Source organism: Kosakonia sp. PSU_27, assembly GCF_039409795.1.
Lineage (GTDB): Bacteria > Pseudomonadota > Gammaproteobacteria > Enterobacterales > Enterobacteriaceae > Kosakonia.
The window spans coordinates 23,963-47,019 of record NZ_JBCIVK010000001.1 but is presented as its reverse complement, the minus strand read 5'-3'; the positions used below and the strand labels follow the sequence as shown (position 1 = coordinate 47,019).

Below are 23,057 nucleotides of genomic sequence, written 5' to 3'. Positions count from 1 at the left end.
ATGTTCAACCCCGCCAGCTGAAACGCAGACCAAACGGCAACGCTAGTTGGAAAATGCTGCCTAAAGCCCATTTTTTATCGACATATCCTGATTATTAACCGCAGAACAGAAATGCCAGCGCTCTCCTTTATAATGGTCAGCTTCGCGTATTTATCGGCACGGACGTTTTTTATGCCACGACACCTGGACAGAATTTCGCATACGGCAATTTGCATCGCGGCGTTTGTTAGCTATTACAGCCTCTTTTATCTGGCTTTTTTCATCCCCGGTTTTATGACGCTTTATCGAAATGGCCTTGCCGTGCCGTTTCTCTGCACCGCGCTGTTATTGCCTTGTTCACTGCTACTCTGGCGCTATTACGCGCGCCATTTTGAGGGGCTATTACCCGTTGGTACACTGGCACTGCGTAACCTAACGGTGCCACTGCTGGCGCTGACGGTGATGCTGGTGATGGAGAAATTGTTTCAGCAGCCCGAACCCTGGCTTGATTCGCTGCGTGATTACACCGGGTTGACCCGCTGGGCGTGGATTTTAACGGCGTGCCTGGTGGCCCCCGTAAGTGAAGAGATTATCTTTCGCGGCTTTTTACTCAATGCCAGCCTGGGATGGGGAAAAGCGCCGCAGCAAGTGGGAATTGTGCTGACCTCACTGCTGTTCGCCGTCATCCATATGCAATATCACGCGCCCATCACCTTTATTCAGCTCTTTATTTTTTCTGCGGTGTTATGTGTGGTCAGGCTCGGTACGGGCGGCTTGATTGTCCCGATGGTGTTGCATGCGCTGGCGAACTCCTTCTCGATGGGGGATATTTTCCTGCAATAAAAAAAGGGAAGGTTTCCCCTTCCCTTTTCCTTGTCAGACACGCGCCTTCAGGCTTGCTGAAGGCGCGTGTACAGAAACATCAGAAGCCCAGACTGTCGAGCAAGTCGTCGACCTGATCCTGGCTTGCCACCACGCCCGCTTTGGTCGCGTCGAGTTGTGGGCCATTGAGCAGGCTGTCGTTTTCACGCTTCGGCCGTGCGGACTGTTCCGGGATGTTCTCCAGCAGCACCATCAACAGCTGACGTTCGATCTCCTGGATAACATCCATCATGCGTTTGATAACCTGACCGGTGAGGTCCTGGAAATCCTGCGCCATCATGATGTCCAGCAACTGGGCGTTGGTGAAGCTGGTGTGCCCCGGAATTTCGCCAAGGAATTTGCGCGTATCGGTCACCAGTTCACGCGCATCCGCCAGTTCGATCGGGTTTTCAAACCACTCGTCCCAACGTTTGCTCAGCGCTTTCGAGCCTTTTTCCATCTCATCCTGGTGCGGCTGAGAGGCTTCAACGCTGTTAAGCGCGCGTTCTGCCGCTTGCGCGGTCATCTGCACAACATAATCCAGACGGTCACGCGCGTCCGGAATCGCTTCCGCAGCTTCGGCAATCGCCTGGTCGAGACCTAATTCGCGCAGGCTATCACGCAACATACGCGTCAGGCTGCCAATCCGGGCAATGATGTCGCTGGGTGAATGTTCGTCCGCTGGTTTAATTGAAGGTTGAATCATTAGCCAGTCCTCACATGCCAAGTTTCTCGAAGATCTTACCGAGTTTCTCTTCCAGGGTTGCAGCGGTAAACGGTTTCACCACGTAGCCGCTCGCGCCGGCCTGCGCCGCCGCGATGATGTTCTCTTTTTTCGCTTCTGCTGTAACCATCAGCACCGGCATGGAAGCCATATTGCTGTCGGCACGAATCGTTTTCAGCAGTTCCAGACCGTCCATGTTTGGCATGTTCCAGTCAGAGATAACAAAACCGAAGCCACCCGTCTGCAATTTGTTTAACGCATCAACACCGTCTTCTGCTTCTTCAACGTTGTTAAATCCCAGCTCTTTTAGCAGGTTACGTACAATTCGACGCATGGTGGAAAAGTCATCCACGACCAAAAACTTAAGCTCTTTATCCGCCATAAAAAATTACTCCTGGTTCAAATACGTATCGCCTGTCCGGCACTGATTTTCGCCAGCATCTGCTGGCTTACCTGGCTAAGATCGACCACTTCGCTGACGCCACCCATATTGATGGCCTCACGCGGCATGCCGAACACCACACAACTTGCTTCATTTTGCGCAATCGTCCAGGCGCCCGCCTGGTGCATCGCTAACATTCCGGCCGCGCCATCGTTGCCCATCCCCGTGAGAATCACTCCCACGGCGTTACGCCCCGCGTGTTTCGCCACCGAATTAAACAGCACGTCCACCGACGGTCGGTGCCGGTTAACCGGCGGGCCGTCATGGATCTTAATTTGATAGTTCGCCCCGCTACGCGCCAGCTCCATATGCCGATCGCCAGGTGCAATATACGCGTGTCCGGGTAATACGCGCTCACCATCTTCCGCTTCTTTGACGCTGATCTGACAGAGCTTATTCAAACGCTCAGCAAATGAGCGGGTAAAGCCCGGTGGCATATGCTGAGTGATAAGAATACCCGGACTTGAGAGCGGCAATGGCTGGAGTACATGCCTAATTGCCTCTGTTCCTCCGGTTGACGCGCCAATTACCAGCAGTTTTTCCGAACTGAGTAACGGCCCGGCTTTCAGCATGGTCGGCGCTTCCATCGGTTTATGCGCCGCGATACGCGCGCGTGACGCGGTGCGTACCTTGTCGGCAATCATCTCGCTGTAAGCCAGCATGCCTTCGCGAATGCCAATCTGCGGTTTGGTGACAAAATCAATTGCCCCCAGTTCCAGCGCCCGCAGCGTCACTTCCGAGCCTTTTCCGGTCAGTGAAGAGACCATTACCACCGGCATTGGACGCAAACGCATTAATTTTTCAAGGAAATCCAGCCCGTCCATGCGCGGCATTTCCACATCCAGCGTTAACACGTCCGGGTTGAATTTTTTAATTAAATCCCGGGCAACCAATGGGTCTGGCGCCGTCGCCACCATTTCCATATCGCTGTGGCTATTGATAATTTCTGTCATGATCTGGCGCATCAATGCGGAATCATCGACGGACAACACCCTGATTTTACTCATGCTTTATCCTTACTCAGCGCATAAACTGTTTGCCCACGAAGGGTAAACTCACGCACGAGGTTGCTGAAGTTCTCCGAATGCCCGGCAAACAATAATCCGTCCGGCTTAAGCAGCGGAGCGAAACGATGCAGAATGTCCTGTTGCGTCGTTTTATCAAAATAAATCATTACGTTACGGCAAAAAATTGCGTCGAAAGGCCCCGGAACGTTGTACTGCTTATCCAGCAGATTGACCGTGGTGAAATCGACGTAGTTCGCCAGTTCCTGCCGTACGCGCACCAGCCCGGCATGCGGGCCTGTGCCGCGCATAAAGTAGCGTTGCATCTGCTGGGGCGAGAGGGTTTTCAACTCGTCCTGGCGGTAGATGCCGCTACGCGCTTTTTCCAGCACTTCTGTATCAATATCGCTGGCGAAAACTTTCCAGCGACCCGGTGCCATACCCAGCGCGTCAGCGAGGGTAATGGCAAGCGAGTACGGCTCTTCGCCTGTCGACGCCGCCGCGCTCCAGACCCGGTATTCCCCCGTGCGTTTGCGCGCATGGTCCGCGAGAACCGGGAAGTGATGAGCTTCCCGGAAAAACGCGGTGAGATTGGTGGTCAGCGAGTTAATAAACGCTTGCCACTCGGCGCTGTTCTGGTTCGCTTCCAGCATGCTCAGATAGCGGCCAAAATCATCTAGCCCAAGCGTGCGTAAACGGCGAACAAGGCGGTTGTAAACCATGTCGCGTTTATGATCCGCGAGGACAATCCCCGCACGCTGGTAGATCAATTGACATATCCGACGGAAGTGCGCGTCGGACAGCGCCAGGCGCTGTGTCATCTGTTGCAATATTGATGACGTTTGCCCGTTAGGCATGGATGATGTCATAGCGCCTTCTCAACTAGGTTCAGGATGCAACGGGCACTGCCTTAGGCGGTGCCACTTCGGGTATTGCGACATGCTCTTCAATCTTAAATACGGCCACCAGCGCGGTAAGGTTATCTGCCTGGTTAGCCAGTTGGTCGGTGGCGGAAGCTGCCTCTTCAACCAGCGCAGCGTTCTGTTGTGTCACCTGATCCATCTGTGTTACTGCCTGAGCCACCTGCTCTATCCCGCGCCGTTGTTCATCGGACGCGGAGGCGATCTCGCCCATGATGTCGTTGACCTGAGTGACAGAGCGGACGATTTCCGTCATCGTCTGCGCGGCGGTATCCACCAGGGTGGATCCCTGCTGAACGCGGGAAACCGACTCTTCAATCAGGCCCTTAATCTCTTTTGCCGCCTGCGCGCTGCGGCTTGCCAGGTTACGCACCTCACCGGCGACCACCGCGAAACCCCGCCCCTGTTCACCGGCACGGGCCGCTTCCACAGCGGCGTTCAGCGCCAGAATATTGGTCTGAAACGCGATGCCATCAATCACACTGATAATGTCGCCAATTTTCTGCGAGCTGCCGGCAATCTGCTGCATGGTACTTGCCACGCTCGATGTCTGCTGCCCACCTTTTCTCGCCGTTTCCGCCGCGCTCTGCGCAAGTACGGAAGCCTGACGGGCGTTATCGGCGTTCTGGCTTACCGTCGACGTTAACTGCTCCATGCTGGCCGCGGTTTGCGCCAGCGACGCCGCCTGCTGCTCCGTTCGCGACGATAAATCATTGTTGCCCGCCGCGATTTCCGAGATACCGGTATGCATCGCGTAGCTGCCCTGGCGGACATCGCTCACCGTGGTGCGTAACGCAGTTTGCATCTTTTTCAGGCTGGTAAAAATCGCCGAGATCTCGTTACGCCCCTCAACGGCAATCGGTCGTGCCAGATTGCCTTCAGCGATGCTGTCAAAGTGGCTGCTGACCACCGCCAGCGGCTGGACAATCATCTTGCGCGACCAGAACAACGCGGCGCTGGTCAATAACGCGGCAAGAATAACCACCACGACAAAAATCACCGCCGAGCGATGATAATTACTTTCACCATCCGCTCTCGCCTGTTCAGTAAAGTGGTTAATGTGTTTCTCCCACGCACTGAAACTGGCATCAAACTTATCCTGCGACTCCTGCACCGGCGCGGTCATAAAGTCCGACAGCTGGTTGTTTTCAAGCCAGGTCGCCTGGTGCTCCAGGTCACCGCGCCAGGCGGTGTAACTGGCCTGCGTGATTTCCTGTAATTTTTTGCCTTCCGGTGTCATCACCTTCAGGCCAAGAAACTCTTTCTCTACCTCTGCCGACTGCTTGAGGCTGGCTTTCGCCTGGGTCATCAGCGCCTTGATGTCATCCGGCGGATAACTCAGCGCCGTTAACGTCCCGGCTTTGTTCAACGCGGTGCTGGCCTGAAGCAGCGTGGCCCGCATCTGCATTAATGCGCTGCGCTGGTGATTACTGTTTTCTACTTCTTGTAAGTGTGAAGTGCTCTCTTTAAATGCCCAGAAAGACAACCCGTTACTGCCAACCTGTAAAATGCCACACACGATCAAAATCAAAAAAAGTGTTGTCGAGATGCGAATACGATTTAACATTAACGCCCCATCTGGCGGAAAAAGTCCGCGGTTAAGAACTGCTAAAATGTTTCCCAGTTATCCTCTTGTCCGGTTACAAGTTGGCGACTCCGCGCCGGGGTCTGAGCGCTGCCTGCTGCCGGAGTTGTAGCACGCGACGCCGGTTTGCCGGATACAGAAGAAAGGCGGAAAGCAGATACCGCCTGCGTCAACAAACTGGCTTGTTCTTCTAAGGCGGCCGCTGCGGCTGCCGATTGTTGTACCAGTGACGCGTTTTGCTGCGTGACGCGATCCATTTCGGATACCGCCAGCGCAACCTGATCGATGCCGCGGCTCTGTTCATCAGAAGCCGAGGCGATCTCACCCATAATGTCGTTCACCCGGGTTACCGCGTTAACGATGTCCGACATCGTCTCCCCTGCGCTCTCCACCAGCACAGAACCGGTATCGACACGGGAGACAGAATCTTCAATTAAGCCTTTAATTTCTTTCGCCGCCTGCGCACTGCGGCTGGCAAGATTGCGCACTTCTCCGGCGACCACGGCGAAACCACGCCCCTGCTCGCCCGCTCGCGCGGCTTCCACCGCGGCGTTCAGCGCCAGGATATTGGTCTGGAAAGCAATGCCGTCAATCACACTAATAATATCGGCAATTTTTTGCGAACTGCCCGCAATGTCGTGCATGGTTTTTACCACGCTGTTGACCACTTTACCGCCGCGCTCTGCCGTTTCCGACGCACTCTGCGCCAGCAGTGCAGCCTGACGGGCGTTATCGGCGTTCTGTTTCACCGTGGCGGTCAACTCTTCCATACTGGCGGCGGTCTGCTCGAGCGCGGACGCCTGCTCTTCCGTACGGGACGAGAGATCGTTGTTGCCGGCGGCGATTTCACTGGTTCCGGCATAAATGGCATCTGAACCCTGGCGAACGTTGGTCACCGTTTCGATCAGCGCGTTCTGCATATGGTCAACGCTCTGCGCCAGCTCGGTCATTTCACTGCGACCAGCAATGGTCAGCGAATGTGTCAGGTTGCCACCGGCGATTTCACGGATGTGGGCAATGACCGACGACAACGGCGACAGCAGAATACGGCGAATGCCATACCAGACCCCGGCCAGCACGATCACCAGCGCCAGCGCCAGGATCGCCATCTGCCATTTGGCAAAATTGTAATCACTGACACTCTGTTCCCAGGCATTGCGATACAAGCCTTCACTCAAATCCGCGTATTTCTTCATCGCATCGCCAAGGGCGTTTTGCATCCCCTGCGTCGGCTGCGCCATAAAGCCGTTAATATTGCCGGCTTCAAGGAACTGCACCAGTTCCGCCAGCGCGGCATTGTAGGTGCGGTATTTCTCATCCAGCGTCTGGCGCGCGGCGTCAGTTTCCGGCAGCGATGGCAGCGCGCGGAAGGCATCGTAATGTTTTGCCGCATCGGCAAGCGACGCTTTCGCGCTGTTCAGCAAATCGGTTTTCGCACTGCTCTGCTGGTTGCTCGGATCCAGCAACATCCGCGCCGAGGAACGGCTCAGGTTGATACGCGTTTGCAGCATCAACTCCCAGGCTTTACCTAATTCCGTCTGTTGCATGCGCAGGTCATTGGAGACCGCAAAACTTTGCTGGTTTTGCTTAAGCGACGAAAAAAACAGGCCACCAGAGACAAGCTGCAACAAGGCAAAGACCACCAGCACGCTCATAAGCAGAGTAACGACGCGGATACGGTTCAACATGCAACACCTTCTTGATAAGTTCTTAACGGTGTTATCGGCATGCGGCCACGGAACTTTACATTTGCGAAAGGGAATTAAATTATGACTTAAAACGCGATATCCACAGTTAAGGTATCACTATATGTTCCCCCCGGCGGCGTGGTCTGCGACGTCAAAATTTGCGCGGTGTAATTGTAGGTTCGCAGCAGGCCATCGGTGCTAACCTGCGATGAGACGCCGCTTGACCAGCGCTCCGCGCCGGCGCTGCCCCAGCGGTTGGTGGTTGCCCCTTTGTAAATCTCATAACTGAGCCGGTTGCTGCCGCTGGCCATATTCCGCGCGCTGCCGTTGTAGTAGCCGCCGTTGTTGATGCCGACGGTGTAAACCATGCCTTTCGTACAGGTGATGGCAATAGATTGCGAAATGGTCGGGAAGTTGCGCACCAGTGGCGCACTGCCAAAATTAACGTTCGGTGCACTGATGGTGGTGCAGTCGTTGGTGATGGTGCCGTTGACCTGCAGGCTGGTGGTCGCCGTGCCCGTTTGTGCTGTCGAACAGAACCCTAAAATCCCCACCGAACAGACGTTATACGCGACGCTAAAATTGAGCGTCACCGTATAAGGCCCGGCGCTGACGTTTTGCCCCGGTACGGTGAGGAAATAGAGCGGCAAGGTGTAGGTTCGTGTGCCCAATAACGCCAGCAAGGCTGAGCCGTTCCAGGTGTAGCTGTTGCCGCTGATAGTCGCTTCGCTATTATTTGCGCAGTTGGCCTGGCCGCAGACACGGAGCGGGATCACATCCGTCACGGCGGCATTATCAGACCGTTTCATGACGCCCCGGTTCGAGGCGGTAGCGCTCGCCCCGGTCAGCGTCAGGGTAATCGAGTCGTTGGTGAGCAGGTTGAGCGCCGCGTCGCAGCGCACAATCAGGCTGGCGGTGGTGTTTTGCGCCGAGGCGTTAAGCACAAACGAGGTCACCGTGCCGAACGCCCCACTGGTCGTGCTGACCGTACAGGCCGACCACGCTGACCCGCTACTCAGGAGTAATAAAAGAAGAAGTAGCCGACGCATCAGGGGTTCCTCCGGCAGGTCAGTGGCCCGTAGGTTTGCAATTTATGGTCAGGATTCGCGAGCAGCGTGAAGCGGGTGTCGCAGGTTTTGCCATCCGGCAAACGGACATGCAGCGCATTGGCTTCATCCAGATTTTCCAGCCACGCAATGCCGTCATAGCCGACAATGGCCGTGGCTTTACCCGCCCGTTCAACTTCGCTGGCAAGCGGAATGGCTTCGCCGTTTTCATCATGCAGGATCACGCTGGCGACGCGCTCCTGCACCATCGGAAATTCCACCAGATAGCCACTGCGCCGACGCAGCGAAATTTTGCGCTCGGTATCTTTCAGTTGCGTATCCGCCGGTAAGTTCAGCGTATTAATGCTGTAACTGGCCGGGTAATAGGCAGATACCCCGCTCACCAGCAGATAGCCGTCACGGTTGGTTTCACCCACCGGCTGATTTTCATAGTTCACTGGCACACCGCCATGACCGCCGGTACTGATCAGCGCAAACGCGTCATTGATGCGGTTGGCGGCAAATAGCTGGCCATCCATCAACACCAGCGACCCCAGCGCTTCGCCCCACCATGTCAGCATGTCGCTTTCGCCGTAACCGCCGCTCTGCAACTCGACATTGTTATTGCGCCAGCCCAGCGTGCCTTGCTGGTAATTTTTCGCCTGCGACTGGTGCGCAAAAGCCATGTTCCAGCTAAAACCGCCATCGGTCGGCATGGCGTGGTTATAGTTGATACGCTCGGTGGAGCCGCTATCGGGGGTTCGCTCCATACTCACCGCTGCGCTATCCATGTCGCCAATCGGTATTTGCAGCGACAGGGCAAATGTCCAGTCGCCCTGCTGGTTATCACGGCTCGCCGCCAGATAAAGGCTACTGCCGCCCCACAGATTGCGGCTCCAGGAGAGGTTGAGCAGTTCCGTCTTTTTATTATCAAAGCTGCGTACACCGATCCATGCCGCGCCCACGTTGCCGAAATCGCCCATATTAACCGTCAGCGCATATTGATCCGTGTTGCGGCTCAGGCTGGCGACAGGCCGCTGCCCGTTGCTTTGCTCGTTGTTGTAGAGGTTGCGCTGGTCGTAGAGCGCCAGATTGCCAAAGCCGCGATCACGTCGGCTGTGCTGCGTATTAACGCTAAACAGGCGGGTATTGTACTGATACCCCCAGGCAAGCTGGCTGCCGTTATCGCCAGACATGCGGCTTTGCGTCCATGCCCCGTTCACCACGCCAAGCCGCCCGAGTTTCAGCACCGCGCCCGCGCCGCCCAGCGTCAGAGACTGCGCCGCTTCGCCATGCCCTTCGAGGGTTAAATAATCGCTCACTCCATAGCGATACGATCCGCTGGCCACCAGCGTCCCGTAGTCAATATTCTCGACGCCGTAATTGCGCCGCAGCGCCCCCACGGTAATCGCTCCGTCGCTTAAGCCGGGTTTGAGCAAATCGCTGGCGACATAAAAAGGCAAGGTGGTGCTGACCTGGCGCCCCAGCGCATCCGTGGTAACCAGCACGGCATCCCCCGCGCCGTTGATATAGGGCATATTGGTCAGCGTGAAGGGGCCCGGTTGTAACTGCGTGTTCCCGGCGCGATAGCCATTAATAAACACATCCACCGAGGTCGGCACTGCCGCTTCGCCGGAAAACGCGGGCAGTGGCCAGGTGACCAGATCCGGGCGCAGGGAGAAGTCGCGCCCGTAACTGACGCCGCCGATACGCACACTGCTGCTCCAGGTTAATGCATCGGAAATAACATCGCCCACGCTCCACTGCGTGGCGTCATCTTCATCGGTAAACGTGAGGGTGGTGTCATAACGCATATACCCTTCCTGCTGCCTGAGGCTACCGGAAAGTGTCTTACGCAGTGCACCGGTTGAGGAGAGCACGCCGTTGCCGTTGAAGTAGCGAAACTCATGCCACAGCGCCGCCTGACCGCCGATGTGTTCGGTGGTGCTGGTGTAGACATCGTAATTGAGTAACGCGCCCTGGCCATATTTCGGTGTCGTGCGCCGCAGACCCGAGTTAAACGCCGTAGCACGCTCCGGCACCCACTCACCGGGTACCGAGAGCAGCAGACGCTGACCCGCGCTGTCATAATCGGCGCGCACATTCGCCAGTGCCGACACATTGACCTCCCCTTGCGGTAGATGCTCAGCAGGCAGCCCGGCCTGCAGGAGATCGGCGCTGGAGACAAAAAAAGCGTTCTGCCGCCGGGTCACGGGCACCACCCGCCGGGTATCGTAATGGTTAATCACCAGGCTTAAATGGTATACAGCGTGCTCGTTGATGGCGTGCGCATCGGGCGGCGGCGGGAGCATATCATCGCCCTGTTGTGCCCGTGCTGAACACGCCAGCAGCATAAAAGTGCCCGTTAAAATCAGTTGCCCGCGGACGACTGCCATTCGCTTTCCCTGGCATTGATCGTCGCCTTCATTTCCACTGGATTACTGATACCCGCGGGTAGCGGCCAGCTACGCACACTGTGCGGCAGCACATAACCGAGTAGTCCCTCGGCAACCTGCCGCGTTTGCCCGCCTTGCCGTACGCTGACTTTGCTTAAGCGGACATGGACATCACCATTGTTACGCACTTCCAGGGCCGGTTTGCCGTTGTCCCGGCTCACCCGCCAGCGTAAATCTTTGGTATCTACCAGCGCATGATGCGCGCCGCTGGTGTGAGTTTCGATGCCGGTGCCATAGACAAAGAGCGGAATCGAGTAGCGCATTTGCAGCTTGAGGCCAATCTGCGGTTTGTCGCTGTTTTCCGGCTGCGGGATCTCATCAACGATGATGCGATAAGCCTGTTCGACACCCGCCGGGATTGACGCCTGCTTGATCAGGCGAATCAGCTGTTTGCTCTCTTTTTCGATTCTCACAATCGGTGGGCTGGCAACGATCTCGTTTTGTTGCTGGTAGCGTTCAAGCCCCCTTTCCTGCTGCCAGCGGACAATGCGCACCTGCATGGTGGTGGGCGCTTCACCCTGGTTCTGGATCCATAATTCGGTCGCGTTGCTGGTGGCGCTGAGCCACGGATCGATGGGCCAGAGCAGAATAGTGGCCGCCGCAAAAACGTTGCCCGCGCTAAGCGTCAGCGCACAGGTACACAGCACGCCCGCCGCGCGACCCGTCGAAATGACCTTCATCGCCTTCTCCCTTGTTACCATGACAATGTCACAGTGAGTTGATCGGTATAGGTTCCCGCCGGGCTGAACCCGGTTAGCTGCGCCGCACCGAAAATCGTCAGCGAGATAGTGTTGCTATTGTTGTAAGCGACAGAGACGGCCTGGTTAACGCCGATCTCGGTATTTGCCGCCAGCGTGCTGCTGGTATAGAGGCGATAAGGCACGCGATCTGTACCGCCGCTGCGTTGCATGTTGCGCACGTTTGCGTAGTTCTGCCCGCCGTTGATACTCATACTCAGCGCCACGCCGGGCGTGCAGCCCAGCGAGAACGACGCGCCAGGCACGAAACTGGCGGTGACCTGCCCGCTCTGCACGCCGCTGCGGGTGCCAAAATTGAGTGAGCCGAGTGCCCCGCCGCTGCCGCTCACCACTGAACAGCCGGGCGCGATGGTTGCGCCCACGGTGAAGGTTTGCGTCGTCACCGCAAAGGCACCCTGCGGGGCCATCATCGCGAACAAGAGCAGCCCAGAAATGACGCGCAGAGATCCCCGATTCCCCCGCAGGGAAACGCGCATGCCGCCTGGCATCATCTGGGGAGGTTTAGTACGTCACGCTCACATTGATCGTATCGGTATAGGTACCCGGTACGACGCTAACGCTGTTGCCACCGCCGGAGATCCGCCCATAGAGCGTGTAGTTATCGACACCACCGGTCGTTGAAGCGCGAGGAATGTTGGTGTTGTTGGTGATGACGTTGCTGAAGCCGCTATCGCTATAAAGGCTGTAGGCAACGCCTTGCGTGGTATTGGCCGCATTGACCAGATAACGGGCAGGCGTTCCCGGTGTGCCGACCACGGTGCCCGGCGCGGTAGAGTTGGTGTTGCCGGTTACCTGCACGGTGTAATCGGTTGTCGTACATTGAATACCGAAACTGTTACCGCCGCTTGCGTTGGTGAGCTGGGTGGTGAGCTGTGAAAACGTTGCCGGATGCGTACCAAAATCAAGCGTACCAAAGTTGATCCCGTTCTGGCTTGGCGAGCCATTAATCAGGCAGCCGTTAGTCAACGTCAGGGTCGCGCCAATCGTCCCGCTACTGGTGACCGCACGCGCGCTTTGCGCGGCCATTACCAGAACACCACTTACCAGCACATAAAGTAATTTTCTGTTCATGTTTCCACCTCCGAAAATACCGCGTGCTGTTTATTTCACCGCGCAATTAATTAGCCACCGAAATAAGAAAAACACGCAAACAATTAAAGCAGGAATAACAGAAATTTAGTTTACGCTGCGCGCTTCAACCACTTAAACGCAACGGCGTAAGCACCATAAACCGATGATGATTTTATGATTTTAAATCATTGAGTTAGAGAATGATTAATGCCTAATTCATTAATTTCCCGAAAGATATATACCTTGAATTGTGATAAACATCACAATATATGACCAGCCGTAACGAGAAGTAAGAGAACTTTATGAAATAGAAATTAAGCGGGGATGAAGGATATATATTATAGCGGCAGAAAAAGAACAAAAATAAAGGCGGATGAAGCAGCTTCATCCACCTTTATTATTACGCGACTGGCGTGATTATTACGCTACGTGCGTGGCAGCGATATCCAGCAGCGCCATTTCTTCGCTGTTGAGCAGTTTCTCAATGTTTACCAGAATCAGCATACGGTCGCCGAGCGCGCCGAGGCCGGTCAGGTATTCAGTCGACAGCGTGACCGCGAATTCCGGTGCCGGGCGGATCTGGTCAGATGCCAGCGACAGGACGTCGGAAACACCATCAACCACAATCCCCACCACGCGCTGACCGAGATTCAGCACGATAACAACCGTGTTGTCATCATACTCGACATCGCCCTGGCTGAACTTCACGCGCAGGTCGACAATCGGCACAATCACACCGCGAAGGTTGGTGACGCCTTTGATAAAGTCGGGGGTATTGGCGATTCGGGTCACCTGATCATAGCCACGAATTTCCTGCACTTTGAGAATATCGATTCCGTATTCTTCATCGCCCAGAGTGAAAACCAGGAACTCCTGACCTGATGGCTCGCCCGCCAGTTTTGCTACATTACTCATACCGGTCATGTTTTATACCTTCTTAACTAAATCAGGCGGCTGTGTGCGCCATACGATGTTCACGATTCAATCCCTGCAACGCTGATACGTCAACAATCAGCGCGACGCTACCATCCCCAAGGATAGTGGCAGCAGAAATGCCCGGCACTTTGCGATAGTTGCTTTCCAGGTTTTTCACCACCACTTGATGCTGACCAATCAGTTGATCAACCAGCAATGCATAGCGACGACCCGCGCTTTGCAGAATAACGACAATCCCCTGCGTAGCCTCGGTTTTCGCGCCCATAACATCAAAGACTTTCCACAATTCAACCAGCGGCAGGTATTCGCCGCGCACTTCCAGCACGCGCTCACCACCGGCCAGCGGATGCAGATCCTCTTCACGCGGTTGCAGCGATTCCATCACCGCGTTCAACGGCAGGATAAAGACTTCGTTGTTCACTTTTACTGACATGCCGTCGAGGATCGCCAGCGTCAGCGGCAGCAGGATACGAATGGTCGTCCCGGTGCCCTGTTTCGATTTGATTTCAACGTGGCCGCCCATCTCCTGGATGTTACGTTTCACCACGTCCATGCCCACGCCGCGTCCGGAAACGTCAGTTACCTGTTCAGCGGTGGAGAAGCCCGGCGCGAAAATCAGCATGCCCACTTCTTCATCGGTCATGTTCTCGTGTACGGCCATCCCCTGCGAAATCGCTTTCGCCAGAATACGTTCACGGTTCAGACCTGCGCCATCGTCGGTCACTTCAATACAGATGTTCCCGCCCTGGTGTTCCGCCGAAAGGATCAGGTTGCCGATAGGCGACTTCCCTGCTTCCACACGTTTTTGCGGCGTTTCAATACCGTGGTCGAGGCTGTTACGCACCAAGTGCGTTAACGGGTCAATAATGCGTTCGATCAAGCTTTTATCAAGTTCAGTTGAGCTGCCCTGCAGCGTCAGTTCCACTTGTTTATCAAGCTTGCTCGCCAGATCGCGAACCAGGCGTGGGAAGCGGCTGAAGACGTATTCCATCGGCATCATACGGATGGACATCACCGATTCCTGCAGGTCGCGGGCGTTGCGTTGCAACTGGCTCATGCTGGTGATCAAATCACCGTGCGTCACCGGGTCCAGCTCGTTCGAACGCTGTGCCAGCATGGACTGGGTAATAACCAGTTCGCCTACCAGGTTGATCAACTGGTCAACTTTTTCGACCGCAACACGGATACTGGTCGATTCACTGGCGCGGGCTGCCGGTTTTTCACGGCCTGCCGGTTGCTCTTTCGTTACCGCTTTCAGCGCAGGTGCCGCAGCCGGAGCCGCCTGCACCGCCGGAACAGCCGCTGCTGCCGGCGCTTCAGCCACTTCAGCCGGGGCTTCAACAGCCGTTTCTGCTGCCGCGGGCGCGGGTGCCGCTTTTTCGAAAGCGATTTGATCCGCTTCGATAACAAAGCACAGCACCGCGATAATGTCGTCTTCGCCCACGCCGCCGTCGATAGTCACGCTCAGGGTATCTTTCCCCTTCACCACATCGCTCAGCGTGCCGAGGTTGCCCAACTCCTCTTCGAGTAAGTCAACTTCATTCTCTTTCAGGCGAGAAAGAACGATTCGTAATTTACCGTCATTTTCAGCGGCGGGCGCTGTCGCATCAGATGCCAGTGCGGTCTCAACAACCGAGAGTTTTGCACCATTCGCAGCGGCAGGAACGACCTCTCCTTTTGCCTCCAGCGCCAGCTGGCGCAGGGCATTGCAGATGTATTCGAAGCTTGCGGCATCTGGCTCTGACGAGCTTTTATAGGCATCGAGCTGTTCCTGCATAATATCTTTGGTTTCCAAAAACAGGTTGATAATGTCGGTGTTGAGCTGCATCTCGCCACGCCGAGCCTCATCAAGCAGGTTCTCCATCAGGTGAGTTGTTTCCTGCAAGATGGTAAAGCCAAATGTACCCGCACCGCCTTTAATAGAGTGAGCAGCACGGAAGATGGCGTTGAGCTGTTCTGAATCCGGCGCTTCCGGCACCAGGTCCAATAAATGTTGTTCCATATCGGCCAACAGTTCGTCGGCCTCATCAAAGAATGTTTGGTAAAAATCACTAATATCCATGCTCACGCTATCACCTCGGATTGGCTTGTGGCGACGTAGGAACTGCTGCCGGAGACGAGGCTGCTGGCGCGGGTGCTGCCGCTGCCACTGGCTCTGGCTGTGTAATCGCGCTTATTGGCGCACTCTGACTTTCGGCGTTCTCATGCAGAATGGCCGCTTCTGCTTGTTTATTCAGCACCAAAAGACTAATTCGGCGGTTGATTGCTTCATCCGGGCCGCGGTTGACCAGGCGCATGGTTGCCGCCATGCCAACAACGCGCATCACTTTGCCATCATCCAGGCCACCGGCAACCAGCTCACGGCGCGACGCGTTAGCGCGATCGGCGGAAAGCTCCCAGTTGCTGTACCCTTTATCGCCGTTAGCGTAAGGGGCATCGTCGGTGTGACCAGAGAGGCTCACTTTGTTCGGGATCCCATTCAGTACTGGCGCAATCGCCCGTAAAATATCGCGCATATAAGGTTCGACTTCCGCGCTGCCGGTTTTAAACATCGGCCGGTTCTGGCTATCGATAATCTGTATACGCAACCCTTCCTGTACCAGGTCGATTTTCAAATGCGGACGCAATGCGCGCAGTTTGGGATCGGCTTCAATCAACTGGTCCAGATCGCCGCGCAATTTACTCAAGCGCGACTGCTCCATGCGTTTTTTCAGGTCGTCAATATTGGGCTGTTTTTGTACTTCGCCCTGTTGCTGTGTGTAGTCATCGCCACCGCCCGGGATCGGGCTGTCGCTATTCGAAATTCTCGGCCCACCCGTGACCGCAGTTGCCAGCGGCGTGCGGAAATACTCCGCAATCTGGATAAGCTCTTTCGGGCTGGAGATGGAGATAAGCCACATCACCAGGAAAAACGCCATCATCGCCGTCATAAAGTCGGCATAGGCAATTTTCCAGGAGCCGTGTCCGCCGCCACCGTGGCCTTTATGTTTTTTTCGTCTAACTACGACGATCGGATGGGACTGGTTTTTCATGCGTCCTCAGTCGTCGTCTGTTGGTTAGGGTTTCTGACCGCACGAACATGTTCGTCCAGTTCGATAAACGACGGGCGCTCGCTGGAGTAAAGTGTTTTACGACCAAACTCAACCGCGATCGGCGGCGCATAACCGTTCAGGTTCGACAGCAGGGTTATCTTCACGCACTGCATCATTTTGGCGGTTTCCGCACTCTTCTGGCGAAGTACGCTTGCCAGCGGAGAGATAAAACCGTATGCCAACAAAATACCGAGGAAAGTTCCCACCATCGCATGCGCAATCAGCGCACCCAACTCCGCCGCCGGACGATCCGCCGAGGCCAGCGCATGTACCACCCCCATTACCGCCGCCACGATACCGAACGCCGGAAGTGAGTCACCGACCATCGCCAGCGCGTTCGCCGGGACTTCGGCTTCACTTTCATGGGTCTCAATCTCTTCATCCATCAGCGCTTCAATTTCGAAGGTATTCATATTGCCGCTGATGATAAGTCGCAGATAATCCACGATAAATTCAAGCATCGTCGCATCCGCGAGAATGCGCGGGTAGCTGGCGAAAATCTCGCTCTCTTTCGGGTTTTCAATATCCCGTTCCAGCGAGAACATCCCTTGCTGACGTGATTTCGCCATCAGGCGATACAGCAGCGCCAGCAAGTCCATATACATACTTTTGGTGTACTTCGAACGGCGAAACAGCAAAGGCATCGCTTTCAGCGTTCCTTTGATGGCTTTACCGTTGTTGCCAACGATGAATGCACCTACCCCCGCGCCCCCGATGATGATCAGTTCAGACGGTTGATAAAGTGCCCCAAGTTCTCCGCCGGTCATCATATAACCGCCAAAGACTGCACCAAGAACAACCAGGTAACCTAATACGATAAGCACGACATCATCCTTCTGCTAATGACTAAGGCTCGGGATAAACATTTCAAAGGGTTAACGCGAGTAGCAGGTAAAAAAAAAGCAGCGGCATAACTGCACCGCTGCTGGAGTGTTTCCACCTGTATTCGGTTAAACAGCCTGATCGATCTGTTCATCCAGCAGTTGTGGAATAATATCGGCAGCATCCTGGGAAAGTTTACGTCTTTTTACCGCGCGGGACGGCGGCTGGCATAAACTGCAGGCAAAGCTACCAACAGGCTGATGCGCGTGAGTAATAAAATTACCACCACAGCAATTGCAGCGAGACAACTCCAGCATTCCGCTTTCCACGAAACGAACCAGCGTCCAGGCGCGGGTCAGCGCCAGCAGCGGTCCTTCCTCAGCATGAGGGCATTGTTCGAGGTAAAGTCGGTATGCTTTGATGACTGCGTCAACGCCGCTGCAAAGGCCTGTTTTTAACAAAAATTGCCATGCGTTACAGAACATAGACGCGTGGATGTTTTGTTCCCAGGTCATAAACCAGTCGGTGGAGAATGGCAGCATACCTTTTGGCGGCGGGCTACCACGCAACTCTTTGTAGAGTTTGATAAGACGACCGCGGCTAAGCTGCGTCTCACTCTCCAACATTTGTAAACGCGCACCCAGCGTAATCAGTTCCATTGCTAACTGAATATCGCGTGCTTCCTGAACAATGCTTTTTTCGCTCATCGTTATGCCCTTTTCTTCCGGGCCGCGTCGCCAGTCTGTGAGGACTCATTCAGCAGGCGGGTTGAAAGTAAAATCCCGGTGTGAACTTGCTGTAAATCGTCCACACGTGACTCTTGGGTCAGACGAGTGATGGTCTGATGATTGTCAAAACGGAACTGGCAAATCAGCTGATTGGTTTCAGCCAGCTTCACCATTTGCGGAAGGGTTAACTCAACCAGTGTGGTCGCCATCTCTTCATTAATACCAAGACGGAACATGGCGGACGCTTTGTCCTGGCTGATCAAACGCTGAGCAAGAAGTAAATACGACAAATTAATGTCATAAACATGTTTCAGCAACTCGGATGTATGCATTTTTCCCATCCCGAATAACCAACTTGTATCTTATGCGGCTAAGCCGCACCCCGTGATGTCGCCGGGAAAAAACCCGGTATAAAAAAGAAAGGCTAAATGCATAACTGACTAGGATCTTGCGATAAGGCGCTTCGCTCAAATGTTAATTGCCTTATAACGTTCTTAATCATTTCTTACAAAGAACTAAGATTTTTCCTAATTCGACGCAACTGTACTCGTAGGTGCTGCCACATACAATCTGACCAGTGCGGAAATTTGAAATTTTTGTGATCCACGTCACATAATTTGCGTGAATATGGACAAGAAATCTATCAGTCTCGCTTGTGAATTGATGTTTTTTTGCGCGATCAGCCCCCTTTTCTATTCCAATTGTCCGAATAGGCATGCAAAACGCTCTCTTACCCACGCTAACTGGTCGGAGGATTAGGATGCTGCCCTATTTACATTTGACAAAATGTGTCTACTTAAGAAACAAAAATAAAAAGTTATATAAAACAATACATTATGTTTTAAGCGATCTTAATTAATCACCCGAAGTAACCATTGCATTTTTGTTAATCTTTATGATTGATAATTTAACAATTCGATCTTAAATTCTCTTAATTTTAGTTAAGCTTTTAAAATCGGTTAAGGTGATTAAAGCGCGACCATACCGTTACGTAAGAATAATTAATGAATATTTATGATAACCTTCACATCCCTGCCATATTCACAGGTTGCGCTGGTTTAAGAATCGGAGTAATGGTGAGAAAAATTTGATTCAATCGGGGAGTAAAAATGGCTTATGCACATCTTTTGGTCGCCGTAGCCGTTACGCCAGAAAGCCAACAATTGCTGGCAAAAGCGGTCGATATTGCCCGCCCTTCCGGTGCCCGTATCACACTGATTACCTTAGCCGCTGACCCGGAATTATATAACCAGCTTGCAGCGCCGATGATGGAAAACGTCCGTGAGGTGTTGCAGGAAGAGACGCAGCAGTTTCTGGATGAGCTGGTGCGCAACGCGAATTATCCTATCGAACAGGCGCTGATTGCCTCCGGCGAGCTGAGCAAGAACATTCTGCATACTTGTCGCACCCAGGATGTCGATTTAGTGGTGTGTGGTAATCACAATCAGACGTTCTTCTCGCGCGCCGTCTGCTCGGCGAAAAGCATTGTCCAGGCCAGTGAAGTTGATGTGCTGTTAGTACCGTTAAGCGCGTAGAACGCCCCCGCATAAGCGGGAGCGTTGTTACCTCAGGCTAGCTTTTGGAAGGTCGCCACTTTGCTTTGTAGCTGGCTTTGTGCGCTACGTGGCGTGATGCGCTTTAAATCGCTGATAAACCTCTGCTGCCAGTGATGGATATCATTCTCCTTGATAACTTTGAGCATCTCCGCATGACGCGAAATACGCTCCGCCAGCGGCATCCTTAATGCCTTGTCCATCGCCGCCGCGACATCATCACGATCGTAAGGGTTAACGATCAGCGCCGACGTCAGCTCGTTCGCCGCACCGGCAAACTGCGAAAGAATTAACACCCCCGGATTTTCAGGATCCTGAGCCGCCACATACTCTTTCGCCACCAGGTTCATCCCGTCACGCAGCGGCGTCACCAGCCCGACTTCCGCATAGCGGAATACCTTCATCAACACTTTGCGATCAAAATGCTGGTTGAGGTAATAGAGCGGCGTCCAGCCAAGCTGACCGTATTTCCCGTTGATGCGCCCGGCTTCGGTTTCCAGTTGATGACGAATATCCTGATAGGCCTGCACTTCGCCACGCGAGGTGGGCGCTATCTGCGTATAACGGATCTTACCGTGGTGCTGAGGGAACTTCTCCAGCAGTGTTTCATACGCCAGGAAGCGTTCCGGCAAGCCTTTGGAATAATCCAGACGCTCTACCGAGAAGATGTTTTTCACATTCTTCAGTTCATTTTTCAGTTGTGCCAGTTTGGGCGGCAGCGGCCCTGCGGCTTGTTGCGCGATTTCTTGCGGCTCAATACCGATGGGGTAGACTTCGGTGCGGAAGTTTTTGCCCCAGGCAACATGCTCTTTACCACCACGCGTGGTAAGCCTTGTTTGCATCGACAAGCTGTCGAGGAAAGCCAGGCGATCGCTTTCGGTCTGGAAGCCCAGCAGGTCATAATCACACAGCTGCTCAAGCAACTCGGCATGCGGTGGCAAGGCGTTGAAAATTTCCGGGGTCGGGAACGGAATATGCAGGAAGAAGCCGATCTGGTTGTTGACGCCGCGCTTACGCAGCTCGCTGGCGAACGGCAACAGGTGGTAATCATGGATCCACAGAATGTCGTCGTCTTTAATCAGCGGCAGCAGCTTGTCAGCCAGCAGCGCGTTGACATCCTGGTAGCCTTCCCACGCCTCGCGCTGGAACTTAACCAAATCCAGACGATAGTGGAAAGCGGGCCACAGCACCGCGTTGGAAAATTGCGAATAATACTGTTCGTAATGATCTTCGCTGAGGTTAAAAGAGGCCCAGGTAATATTCCCTTTCGTGACCTTTTTTAGCGGTTGATCCTCGTCACCGATCTCCCCGCTCCAGCCAAACCACAGCCCACCGGTCGCTTTTAGCGCCCCAAGGATCCCCACAGCCAGCCCGCCAGCGCTGGATTTTCTATCGTCAGGCGGAGCAATACGATTAGATACTACGACTAAGCGACTCATAGCCATCTCTCCTGTTTGTTAGCGCCCGTTGTTCTTGTTGTTGATGGTCGACAAGTTGTTCAAGCCATTTATAGACATCATTCACGCCAGCCAGACGCCACATTGCCTGTGTTGCGCCCGGGCCGACTTTTATCGATATGCCGCCAAGTTTGTTAACGGCTTTAAACCCGTGTTCGTCAGTCAGATCGTCGCCAAGAAACACCGGTTTCTTGCCGAGAAAGGGTGGCGTTTGCATAAACGCGTCAATAGCGGCGCCTTTATGAATGCCAGAGGGTTTCAGCTCGACCACACATTTTCCCGGCTGCATTGCCAGCTGCGGGTAGTGCGCGATGAGTGTTTTTGCCAGGGCAAAGACCGCCTCTTCATGCTGCAGTGCCTGCCGATAATGCAGTGCAAATGCCATCCCTTTAGTTTCAAGTTCAACGCCGGTTAACGGCGCAATGCCATGCCGTAATTCACGTTCCAGCGGCTGCAAAACCGTTTCCGGTAAGGTCATTCGTTCGGTTCGACCATTGATATCGCGGCGCTCCGCCCCATGTACCCCGGCCAGCGGGAAACGATACGGTTTGGCGAGCTGTTCCAGCTCAGCAATTGAACGCCCTGAAATCAATGCCAACGCCCTGTCATTTAGCTCAGCAAGCAATGAAAGTCTGGTCAGCACATCTTCAGGGATAAAAACATCATCCGGGTGCGGTTTGATATCCGCAAGGGTGCCATCCAAATCGAAAAAAAAGGCAAAATTTCCGGAAATGAGAGGCGGTATAGCTAGTGCGTCTTCCACCCTGGTTTCCTCCTTACAGTGTCAGATGAGAGCCGTTTTTCATTAACGTCTCATTATCATTAGCCATGTAAGTATAGACAGTGTGACGCTGCTCGCCATTTTAAACATGACTTACCAGCCGGATTAGCGGCTGGTAAGGTCTGGAGTTACACTATAAGGTTGTGTGCAAAATTTAAGCAAAAAGCATCAAACCGTGCGTTTGGCCTTTTGTTTGTAGCGGTCGAAAATCACCGCCGCCAGCAGGATCAAGCCGCGCACAACGTATTGCGAGAAGGGAGAGATATTCAGCAGGTTCATGGCGTTTTCCACGGTCCCCAGAATCAAAATACCGGCCACAACGTAGGAAATTTTACCGATGCCACCTTTCAGCGATACGCCACCCAGCACGCAGGCTGAAATGACAATCAGCTCATAACCGATCGAGGTCATTGGCTGTCCGCTGGTCATACGTGAAGCAAGAATAATCCCCGCCGCCGCTGACACAAGGCCTGAGAGCACAAAGATAATAATCTTGGTTCTGACTACCGGCACACCCGCCAGCCGCGCCGCCTCTTCGTTACCACCAATCGCCAGCGTGTTGCGACCAAAGGTGGTTTTATTAAGCAGGAAGCCAAAAATAATCAGGCAGCCGACCGTCAGCCAGATAGGCGCAGGCAGGCCAAGCCAGTTCGCATAACCGAGCGTAAAGAAGCGCTCATCTTCAATCCCGACCGCTTTACCATCAGAGATGATATAGGCCAAACCGCGCACAATCTGCATTGTCGCAAGTGTGGTTATCAGGGCGTTGATTTTCAAACGTGCGATGACAAAGCCGTTAATAAAGCCGCTCACCACACCGAGCAGCAACCCGGCAAATACCCCAATCCACAGGCTTTCGCTAAGGTTGATCACCACCGCCGTGGTCACCCCGGCGCAGGCAATCACAGACGCGACGGAAAGGTCGAAATCACCGGAGGCCAGGCAAAAAAGCATGCCGCAGGCCACCATACCGGACATGGAAATCGCCAGCCCCAGCCCTTTCATATTGACGAAAGAGGCAAAGTTCGGCACGAAAACAGCGCAACCAATGAACAGTACGGCGAACACCACCAGCATGCCGAACTGATCCCAGATGCGCCCGAAGCTGAACGCCGACTTCGGCGCGCGGGACGTAGTTAAAGATGACATCGTAT

Annotated in this window: 22 protein-coding genes; 2 read left to right on the top strand and 20 right to left on the bottom strand. The window is 54.2% G+C overall.

The features are described 5' to 3' along the window. The first annotated feature begins 171 nt into the window (after window positions 1–171). Entirely contained in the window at window positions 172–822 is a 651-nt protein-coding gene (locus AAIG26_RS00245) for a type II CAAX endopeptidase family protein (RefSeq protein WP_343179337.1), read from the top strand. 79 nt (window positions 823–901) lie between these two features. Here AAIG26_RS00245 and cheZ read toward each other — a convergent pair whose 3' ends face one another. The 17 genes from cheZ to flhD all read right to left on the bottom strand — a co-directional run bounded on the left by cheZ (window position 902) and on the right by flhD (window position 18,444). Further along, a complete protein-coding gene (cheZ, locus tag AAIG26_RS00240; RefSeq protein WP_020454142.1) occupies window positions 902–1,546 on the bottom strand; it encodes a protein phosphatase CheZ in 645 nt (214 codons plus the stop codon). A 10-nt stretch (window positions 1,547–1,556) separates the two neighbouring features. Continuing rightward, window positions 1,557–1,946 (bottom strand): chemotaxis response regulator CheY, encoded by a 390-nt coding sequence (cheY, locus tag AAIG26_RS00235; RefSeq protein WP_007371559.1) that lies wholly within the window; start codon window positions 1,944–1,946, stop codon window positions 1,557–1,559. A gap of 17 nt (window positions 1,947–1,963) precedes the next feature. Next, window positions 1,964–3,013 carry a chemotaxis response regulator protein-glutamate methylesterase gene (locus AAIG26_RS00230; RefSeq protein WP_020454143.1) on the bottom strand — a complete coding sequence of 350 codons (1,050 nt, stop codon included), beginning with the start codon at window positions 3,011–3,013 and terminating at the stop codon, window positions 1,964–1,966. Further along, window positions 3,010–3,879, bottom strand: a complete 870-nt coding sequence (gene cheR, locus AAIG26_RS00225) for a protein-glutamate O-methyltransferase CheR (RefSeq protein WP_017458307.1) — start codon at window positions 3,877–3,879, stop codon at window positions 3,010–3,012. Before cheR ends, AAIG26_RS00230 begins: the two co-directional genes overlap by 4 nt. Before the next feature lie 19 nt (window positions 3,880–3,898). Then, window positions 3,899–5,497, bottom strand: coding sequence for a methyl-accepting chemotaxis protein IV (gene tap, locus AAIG26_RS00220; protein WP_020454145.1), 1,599 nt, complete (start codon window positions 5,495–5,497; stop codon window positions 3,899–3,901). A 41-nt stretch (window positions 5,498–5,538) separates the two neighbouring features. Beyond that, window positions 5,539–7,203, bottom strand: a complete 1,665-nt coding sequence (tar, locus tag AAIG26_RS00215) for a methyl-accepting chemotaxis protein II (RefSeq protein ID WP_020454146.1) — start codon at window positions 7,201–7,203, stop codon at window positions 5,539–5,541. An 86-nt stretch (window positions 7,204–7,289) separates the two neighbouring features. Next, window positions 7,290–8,252 carry a spore coat U domain-containing protein gene (locus tag AAIG26_RS00210; protein ID WP_343179335.1) on the bottom strand — a complete coding sequence of 321 codons (963 nt, stop codon included), beginning with the start codon at window positions 8,250–8,252 and terminating at the stop codon, window positions 7,290–7,292. Then, window positions 8,252–10,645 (bottom strand): fimbria/pilus outer membrane usher protein, encoded by a 2,394-nt coding sequence (locus tag AAIG26_RS00205; RefSeq protein ID WP_343179333.1) that lies wholly within the window; start codon window positions 10,643–10,645, stop codon window positions 8,252–8,254. Before AAIG26_RS00205 ends, AAIG26_RS00210 begins: the two co-directional genes overlap by 1 nt. After that, window positions 10,621–11,385, bottom strand: coding sequence for a molecular chaperone (locus tag AAIG26_RS00200; protein ID WP_160269660.1), 765 nt, complete (start codon window positions 11,383–11,385; stop codon window positions 10,621–10,623). Before AAIG26_RS00200 ends, AAIG26_RS00205 begins: the two co-directional genes overlap by 25 nt. 14 nt (window positions 11,386–11,399) lie before the next feature. Then, complete coding sequence (locus tag AAIG26_RS00195) at window positions 11,400–11,873, bottom strand: spore coat U domain-containing protein (RefSeq protein WP_343179332.1); 474 nt, start codon at window positions 11,871–11,873, stop codon at window positions 11,400–11,402. Between the two features lie 91 nt (window positions 11,874–11,964). Next, window positions 11,965–12,534: a spore coat protein U domain-containing protein gene (locus tag AAIG26_RS00190; RefSeq protein ID WP_045511272.1), complete on the bottom strand. Its 570-nt coding sequence runs from the start codon at window positions 12,532–12,534 to the stop codon at window positions 11,965–11,967. Between the two features lie 420 nt (window positions 12,535–12,954). Then, window positions 12,955–13,458, bottom strand: a complete 504-nt coding sequence (gene cheW, locus AAIG26_RS00185; protein ID WP_007371553.1) for a chemotaxis protein CheW — start codon at window positions 13,456–13,458, stop codon at window positions 12,955–12,957. A gap of 22 nt (window positions 13,459–13,480) precedes the next feature. Then, complete coding sequence (gene cheA / locus AAIG26_RS00180) at window positions 13,481–15,532, bottom strand: chemotaxis protein CheA (protein WP_343180295.1); 2,052 nt, start codon at window positions 15,530–15,532, stop codon at window positions 13,481–13,483. A gap of 10 nt (window positions 15,533–15,542) precedes the next feature. Then, window positions 15,543–16,502, bottom strand: a complete 960-nt coding sequence (gene motB, locus AAIG26_RS00175; protein WP_343179330.1) for a flagellar motor protein MotB — start codon at window positions 16,500–16,502, stop codon at window positions 15,543–15,545. Further along, window positions 16,499–17,386 (bottom strand): flagellar motor stator protein MotA, encoded by an 888-nt coding sequence (gene motA, locus AAIG26_RS00170; protein ID WP_017458318.1) that lies wholly within the window; start codon window positions 17,384–17,386, stop codon window positions 16,499–16,501. The genes motB and motA overlap by 4 nt, the downstream gene beginning before the upstream one ends. A 126-nt stretch (window positions 17,387–17,512) precedes the next feature. Further along, window positions 17,513–18,091 (bottom strand): flagellar transcriptional regulator FlhC, encoded by a 579-nt coding sequence (gene flhC / locus AAIG26_RS00165; protein ID WP_017458319.1) that lies wholly within the window; start codon window positions 18,089–18,091, stop codon window positions 17,513–17,515. Window positions 18,092–18,093: 2 nt separating this feature from the next. Then, entirely contained in the window at window positions 18,094–18,444 is a 351-nt protein-coding gene (gene flhD, locus AAIG26_RS00160; protein WP_017458320.1) for a flagellar transcriptional regulator FlhD, read from the bottom strand. A gap of 777 nt (window positions 18,445–19,221) precedes the next feature. Here flhD and uspC point away from each other — a divergent pair. Beyond that, window positions 19,222–19,647: a universal stress protein UspC gene (gene uspC / locus AAIG26_RS00155; protein WP_343179328.1), complete on the top strand. Its 426-nt coding sequence runs from the start codon at window positions 19,222–19,224 to the stop codon at window positions 19,645–19,647. Between the two features lie 32 nt (window positions 19,648–19,679). Here uspC and otsA read toward each other — a convergent pair whose 3' ends face one another. The 3 genes from otsA to araH form a co-directional block, all read right to left on the bottom strand. Beyond that, window positions 19,680–21,104 carry an alpha,alpha-trehalose-phosphate synthase gene (gene otsA, locus AAIG26_RS00150; RefSeq protein ID WP_020454154.1) on the bottom strand — a complete coding sequence of 475 codons (1,425 nt, stop codon included), beginning with the start codon at window positions 21,102–21,104 and terminating at the stop codon, window positions 19,680–19,682. Beyond that, on the bottom strand, window positions 21,079–21,885 hold the full coding sequence (gene otsB, locus AAIG26_RS00145; RefSeq protein ID WP_343179327.1) for a trehalose-phosphatase: 807 nt from the start codon (window positions 21,883–21,885) through the stop codon (window positions 21,079–21,081). The genes otsA and otsB overlap by 26 nt, the downstream gene beginning before the upstream one ends. 186 nt (window positions 21,886–22,071) lie before the next feature. Further along, complete coding sequence (araH, locus tag AAIG26_RS00140) at window positions 22,072–23,052, bottom strand: L-arabinose ABC transporter permease AraH (RefSeq protein WP_017458324.1); 981 nt, start codon at window positions 23,050–23,052, stop codon at window positions 22,072–22,074. Window positions 23,053–23,057: the final 5 nt, after the last annotated feature.

What these genes read in the sequence shown, in the direction of transcription:
- cheZ (WP_020454142.1), bottom strand. Translation starts at nt 1,546, where the DNA reads ATGATTCAACCTTCAATTAAACCAGCGGACGAACATTCACCCAGCGAC.
- AAIG26_RS00230 (WP_020454143.1), bottom strand. Translation starts at nt 3,013, where the DNA reads ATGAGTAAAATCAGGGTGTTGTCCGTCGATGATTCCGCATTGATGCGC.
- cheW (WP_007371553.1), bottom strand. Translation starts at nt 13,458, where the DNA reads ATGACCGGTATGAGTAATGTAGCAAAACTGGCGGGCGAGCCATCAGGT.
- AAIG26_RS00205 (WP_343179333.1), bottom strand. Translation starts at nt 10,645, where the DNA reads ATGGCAGTCGTCCGCGGGCAACTGATTTTAACGGGCACTTTTATGCTG.
- flhD (WP_017458320.1), bottom strand. Translation starts at nt 18,444, where the DNA reads ATGCATACATCCGAGTTGCTGAAACATGTTTATGACATTAATTTGTCG.
- tap (WP_020454145.1), bottom strand. Translation starts at nt 5,497, where the DNA reads ATGTTAAATCGTATTCGCATCTCGACAACACTTTTTTTGATTTTGATC.
- AAIG26_RS00210 (WP_343179335.1), bottom strand. Translation starts at nt 8,252, where the DNA reads ATGCGTCGGCTACTTCTTCTTTTATTACTCCTGAGTAGCGGGTCAGCG.
- flhC (WP_017458319.1), bottom strand. Translation starts at nt 18,091, where the DNA reads ATGAGCGAAAAAAGCATTGTTCAGGAAGCACGCGATATTCAGTTAGCA.
- cheA (WP_343180295.1), bottom strand. Translation starts at nt 15,532, where the DNA reads ATGGATATTAGTGATTTTTACCAAACATTCTTTGATGAGGCCGACGAA.
- motB (WP_343179330.1), bottom strand. Translation starts at nt 16,502, where the DNA reads ATGAAAAACCAGTCCCATCCGATCGTCGTAGTTAGACGAAAAAAACAT.
- AAIG26_RS00190 (WP_045511272.1), bottom strand. Translation starts at nt 12,534, where the DNA reads ATGAACAGAAAATTACTTTATGTGCTGGTAAGTGGTGTTCTGGTAATG.
- cheY (WP_007371559.1), bottom strand. Translation starts at nt 1,946, where the DNA reads ATGGCGGATAAAGAGCTTAAGTTTTTGGTCGTGGATGACTTTTCCACC.
- uspC (WP_343179328.1), top strand. Translation starts at nt 19,222, where the DNA reads ATGGCTTATGCACATCTTTTGGTCGCCGTAGCCGTTACGCCAGAAAGC.
- tar (WP_020454146.1), bottom strand. Translation starts at nt 7,203, where the DNA reads ATGTTGAACCGTATCCGCGTCGTTACTCTGCTTATGAGCGTGCTGGTG.
- AAIG26_RS00245 (WP_343179337.1), top strand. Translation starts at nt 172, where the DNA reads ATGCCACGACACCTGGACAGAATTTCGCATACGGCAATTTGCATCGCG.
- AAIG26_RS00195 (WP_343179332.1), bottom strand. Translation starts at nt 11,873, where the DNA reads ATGATGGCCCCGCAGGGTGCCTTTGCGGTGACGACGCAAACCTTCACC.
- cheR (WP_017458307.1), bottom strand. Translation starts at nt 3,879, where the DNA reads ATGACATCATCCATGCCTAACGGGCAAACGTCATCAATATTGCAACAG.
- AAIG26_RS00200 (WP_160269660.1), bottom strand. Translation starts at nt 11,385, where the DNA reads ATGAAGGTCATTTCGACGGGTCGCGCGGCGGGCGTGCTGTGTACCTGT.
- araH (WP_017458324.1), bottom strand. Translation starts at nt 23,052, where the DNA reads ATGTCATCTTTAACTACGTCCCGCGCGCCGAAGTCGGCGTTCAGCTTC.
- otsA (WP_020454154.1), bottom strand. Translation starts at nt 21,104, where the DNA reads ATGAGTCGCTTAGTCGTAGTATCTAATCGTATTGCTCCGCCTGACGAT.